4 protein-coding genes and 1 pseudogene are annotated in these 4,545 nt (G+C 66.3%); 3 read left to right on the plus strand and 2 right to left on the minus strand.

What is annotated here, in order from left to right; translation table 11 throughout:
- The 3 genes and pseudogenes from RT697_RS26925 to RT697_RS26935 form a co-directional block, all read left to right on the plus strand.
- Window positions 1-299: pseudogene (locus tag RT697_RS26925) on the plus strand (spermidine/putrescine ABC transporter ATP-binding protein); the annotation flags it as partial.
- A complete protein-coding gene (locus RT697_RS26930; protein WP_313702678.1) occupies window positions 296-1,141 on the plus strand; it encodes an ABC transporter permease in 846 nt (281 codons plus the stop codon). The pseudogene RT697_RS26925 and the gene RT697_RS26930, both read left to right, overlap by 4 nt.
- A gap of 26 nt (window positions 1,142-1,167) precedes the next feature.
- The gene (locus RT697_RS26935; protein ID WP_313702679.1) at window positions 1,168-2,136 is read left to right on the plus strand and encodes an ABC transporter substrate-binding protein; all 969 of its coding nucleotides are present in this window, start codon (window positions 1,168-1,170) and stop codon (window positions 2,134-2,136) included.
- 7 nt (window positions 2,137-2,143) lie between these two features.
- Here RT697_RS26935 and RT697_RS26940 read toward each other — a convergent pair whose 3' ends face one another.
- Together RT697_RS26940 and RT697_RS26945 are read right to left on the minus strand one after the other, a co-directional pair.
- Window positions 2,144-3,229 carry a porin gene (locus RT697_RS26940; RefSeq protein ID WP_313702680.1) on the minus strand — a complete coding sequence of 362 codons (1,086 nt, stop codon included), beginning with the start codon at window positions 3,227-3,229 and terminating at the stop codon, window positions 2,144-2,146.
- Window positions 3,230-3,237: 8 nt separating this feature from the next.
- On the minus strand, window positions 3,238-4,401 hold the full coding sequence (locus RT697_RS26945; protein ID WP_313702681.1) for a heparan-alpha-glucosaminide N-acetyltransferase domain-containing protein: 1,164 nt from the start codon (window positions 4,399-4,401) through the stop codon (window positions 3,238-3,240).
- Window positions 4,402-4,545: the final 144 nt, after the last annotated feature.

The following is a 4,545-nucleotide window of genomic DNA, read 5'->3' on the forward strand; positions in this document are numbered from 1 at the left end:
TTTCGGCGCTGGACTACCAGACCCGCCTGTTCCTGGAATCCATGCTGGCCGACACGGTCAGCAAGCAGGGCAAGACCGTGGTGCTGGTGACGCACGACATCGACGAGGCCATCGCGCTGTCCGAGCGCATCTTCGTCCTGAGCGCCCGCCCCGGCCGCCTGAAAAGCGAGCACCGCATCGAGCTTGGCACGCGCTCGCCCCTGCATGCGCGCCACGACAGCCGCTTTCCCGGCTACTTCGACCTGCTGTGCCAGGAACTCGACATACAGACCGCCCGCAAGGACGGCACCCACGCATGACCCAGACCTCCGCATCTCTTGCCCAGGGCGTCGCTTCGCCCGCGCCCGCGCGTCCCCGCCGGGGCTTTCGCCTTCCCGTCCTGGCGACTCAGCTTCTCATTCTTGCCGTGCTGTTCGGCGCATGGGAAGCCGCCGTGCGCACCGGCGCCGTGTCGGGTTTTCTGTTCGGATCGCCGGCCGGCGTCGTGCAGGCGGGCTGGAAGCTGATCGTGTCCGGCGAACTCTGGGAGCACGCCAACTACACGCTGTGGGCGTCGGCCGCCGGGTTCGTCGTCGGCACCGTGGTGGGCACCATTCCGGGTCTTGCGCTGTGGTATTCGCCCTACGGCGCCAAGGTGGTCGAGCCCTTTCTGGTCGCAATCAACAGCGTGCCGAAGATCGCGTTCGCGCCGCTGGTGATCCTGTGGTTCGGCACGGGCCTGATTTCCAAGGTGGCGCTGTCGATCTCACTGACGTCCATCGTCGCGCTGCTGGCCGCCTTTCAGGCCGCCAAGGACGCGGACCCGGACATCCAGAAGATGCTCGTTTCGCTGGGCGCCACCAAACGGCAGATCTTTGCCAAGGTCGTCGTGCCGTCGGCGCTGCCCGCCATCATCGCCACGTTCCGCATCAACATCGGCTTCGCGCTGGTGGGCACGGTCGTCGGCGAGTTCATCTCGTCCAAGTACGGCCTGGGCCACATCATCTTCGTCGCCTCGTCGCTCTATGACCTGAACACGGTCTGGGTCGGCATCTTCTCGCTGATGGCGCTGGGCTTTGTCCTGTACGCCGGCGTGGACATCGCCGAAAAGCGCCTGCTGCGCTGGAAAGACCAGACCTACGCCACTCAATTCAAACTGTGAAGCGCGCATTGCGCCGCTGCAAATCCATGAAAATCCGTACCTCCCTGCGCATCGCCGCCGCCGCGGCTGCTTCCCTGCTGTCCGTCTCGGCCATGGCCAATGACAAGGCCGTTGTCTCCGCCGCGTTCAAGTCCGTGTTCTACCTGCCGGTGTATTTCGCCGAGGAACACGGCTACTTCAAGGACGAAGGGCTGGACGTGCGCATCGACGTCGCATCGTCCTCGACCAACGCACTGGCCGCCGTCATCTCCCGAAGCGCCGACTTCTCGCTGCACGGCCCCGAATGGACCGCGATCTCCTTCGGCCGCGGCGCGCCCGTCAAGGTGGTGGGCGGCACGCTGAACCGCCTGGGCGTGTGGCTGACCTGCAAGCCGGCCTTCGCCTTTGACGGCTTCAAGAGCCTGAAAGGCGCCACCATCGCCACGGGCGCCATGCCGACCACCAGTTCGTCCGCGTTCATCAAGCTGGTCAAGAACGCCGGCCTGGACCCCAAGCGCGACGTGAACCTGCTGGAAGTGCCGCTGGGCAACGAGATCGGCCCGCTCAGTTCCGGCCAGGCCGATTGCGCGGTGCTTTATGAACCGGGCGCCTCGCAGGCGCAGGCCCAGGGTTTCAAGGTGGTTTCGGCGTTCTCGCGCGAAATCGGCCCGTACACGTTCTCGGCCATCTCCACGCGCCAGGACATTGCCCCGCAGGTCTCGCAGAAGTTCGTCTCCGGCATCGACCGCGCGCTCAAGACGATCCGCAAGGACCCGGCCGCCGCCGTGGCCAGCGGCCTCAAGCTCTTTCCCAACCTGGATCCCGCCGTCGTGCGCGCGTCGGTGCAACGTCTGATCGACGACGGCGTGTTCGCCGATTCCGTGGCCGTGCCCGAGCAGGCCTTGAAGGACGCGCTCCAGACCCAGATCGACCTGGGCAATCTGGACCGCATCCCTGCCGATGGCAAATGGCTGGATCTCGGTTATGCGGACTCGATTGCCGGGAAGGCCTACTGATACACCGTCAGAAGCGGTGGCGCAGGCCCACCGCGTACTGGGACTGATGCCACGACGGATCGTCCCAGGCGCCGCGCATGTAGCCGTAGATGGCGTACACGTTGGTGCGCTTGGACAGGTCGTACACGTAGCCTGCCGAATAGATCTGCTGGGAGTGCGTGGCGCCATCGCGTTCGAGCGCGCCTCCGCCCGGCAGGCTGCCCTGCCACGATGCCATCACGGTGCTCGCGCCCGTGCGCCAGGCAGCGCCCGCCATCACGCCATGCACCGTGCTGCCCGGAAAGTACACGCGCTGCCCGGGTGACGGCACGGCCGGAATGGTGGAGCCGTTGCGCATCACCGACCAGCCGGCATAAAGCGTGAACGCATCCACCGTCGCGCGGCCCGCAAGCGTGTACGCGTAGGGACGGCGGTCGGCCCCGGCGTTCGCCATGGCGGCCGATTGCACCGTCCCGTCCGCCCAGCTTGCGCCCTCATAGGTTGCGGCGATCGAATAGCCCGGCTGGTCGAACACCACTGCGGCGCTGTACAGCTTGTTGGTGGACGCGGTCCGAAAGCCGCCGCCGTCATAGTCCAGGCTGGCGTCCACGCCCGCGCGCAGTCCGCCCACGGAGGGACTCCAGTACGACACCGTGTTGTCGGCGCGATTGGCGTTGTACGGCAGGAGCGCGGTCTGCGCGCCCGTGATCAGATACGACGCCAGGAACGCATCGTAGTCCGCCAGCGTGGCGGACGACACCGAGGTCTGCCGCCCCAGCCGAAGGTCGCCGAAACCGCCGGACACGCCCACCCACGCCGCGCGTCCGAACAGGCGTCTGCCTTGCGCCGAGTTGCCGTTGGTGGCCAGAAAGCCGCTTTCCAGCTGGAAGTTTGCGCGCAGGCCGTTGCCCAGGTCTTCGCTGCCGCGCAGGCCCCAGCGCGAGCCGGACTGCACGCCCGACTGCATGTTGATGGCCGTGCCGCGCTCCTGCGTGGAAAAGCCCGCGATGCTCAGGTCGACGACGCCATACAGCGTCACCGCGTTCTGCTGCGCGTCGGCCGCCCACGGCGCCATCAGTGCCGCAACGCCGGCGGCAAACTTGCGTGCTGCCATCGCCTGCCTCACAGGTATTTGAGCCAGGCGATATCGCGGCGCGCGGCCTTCAGGCGTCCGAACCAGCGCACGGGCCAGTACAGCGCCACGGCCAGCAGGATCGAAATCACCCACACCGACGCCATGCTGTCCACGCCGAAATACTTGCCCTGGTTCAGGCCCCAGATGGCTTCGCCGCCCAGGTACAGCGCCTTCAACACATACAGGTGCAGCAGATAGAAGAACATGGGCGCGGCGCCAAACACGCACAGCGCGCGGACCCAACCTGCCGACTGCGCGCGTTCGATCAGCACCAGCAGGCACAGTCCCAAGCCCAGCGTCAGCAGCAGGAACATCAGCGACGGCGGGTACTTGGTGATGTTCACAAAGCTCATGAAGGTATGCAGCGCGTCGTCCTGCACGGCCCACTTCTGCGACTGCCCGTAGCCATTGATCGCGCGCAGGACCACAAAGCCCGCCACCGCCGCCAGCCCGGCCGTCCACAAACGGCGCTGGCGCACGGCCGCGTCCGAACCCGGCTGGAACCACGGTCCGGCCGCATACCCCAGCGCAATCACGCCGATCCACGGCAGCAACGGGTACGACGTGCGCAGGCGCAGCGTGTCGCTCACCTCGATCCAGCCGCGATCATGCAGCACTGCCCACGGCACGTGCATCGCGTGGCCGGCGGCAAAGTGCACGGCATCCAGCGCGTTGTGGCCGGCGACCAGCACCACGCCCACGACGACCAGCGCCCAGCGCGGCAGCCACAGCAAGGCCGCCAGCGACAGCATGGACAGGCCGATCACCCAGATCACCTGCAGGTACACGACGGACGGCGGAAACTGGAAGGTCCACGCGAAGTTCACGACGATGACTTCGAGCGCGATCAGGAATGCGCCCCGCTTGGCCAGAAACGCGGCGGTGGCGCCGCGGTCGCCGGCCTTCGCGCCGTACAACCAGGCCGACAGGCCCGTCAGAAAGACGAACACCGGCGCGCAAAGATGCGCCAGCAGGCGCGAGAAGAACAGGTCCGGCGGCGTGGCGGACACGTCCATCGGATCACCGACCTGGTGATGCAGGAAAAAGGTCTCGCGCACGTGGTCGAGCAGCATGATGACGATGACCAAGCCGCGCAGCGCGTCGATGGAGCGCAGCCGGGCGGCGGCGGGATGGGAAATGAGAGAAGCCATGTAGGAATGCGGGAGATGCTTGAAATGCCGGTTGCACGCCGGGAGGCGCGCGGCGCGAAAAAAGCCAGAATAGTAATGTAATAACATTACTATTCCAAGACAATAATGGTGTCGGATTCAATCGGATCGATCCTGTCCCCCGAG

This window comes from Achromobacter sp., from assembly GCF_032113835.1.
Taxonomy (GTDB): Bacteria; Pseudomonadota; Gammaproteobacteria; order Burkholderiales; family Burkholderiaceae_B; genus Achromobacter.

Bases quoted from the DNA above. Each gene is read 5' to 3' on its own strand.
- RT697_RS26945 (WP_313702681.1), bottom strand. From the start codon at position 4,401: ATGGCTTCTCTCATTTCCCATCCCGCCGCCGCCCGGCTGCGCTCCATC.
- RT697_RS26940 (WP_313702680.1), bottom strand. From the start codon at position 3,229: ATGGCAGCACGCAAGTTTGCCGCCGGCGTTGCGGCACTGATGGCGCCG.
- RT697_RS26930 (WP_313702678.1), top strand. From the start codon at position 296: ATGACCCAGACCTCCGCATCTCTTGCCCAGGGCGTCGCTTCGCCCGCG.
- RT697_RS26935 (WP_313702679.1), top strand. From the start codon at position 1,168: ATGAAAATCCGTACCTCCCTGCGCATCGCCGCCGCCGCGGCTGCTTCC.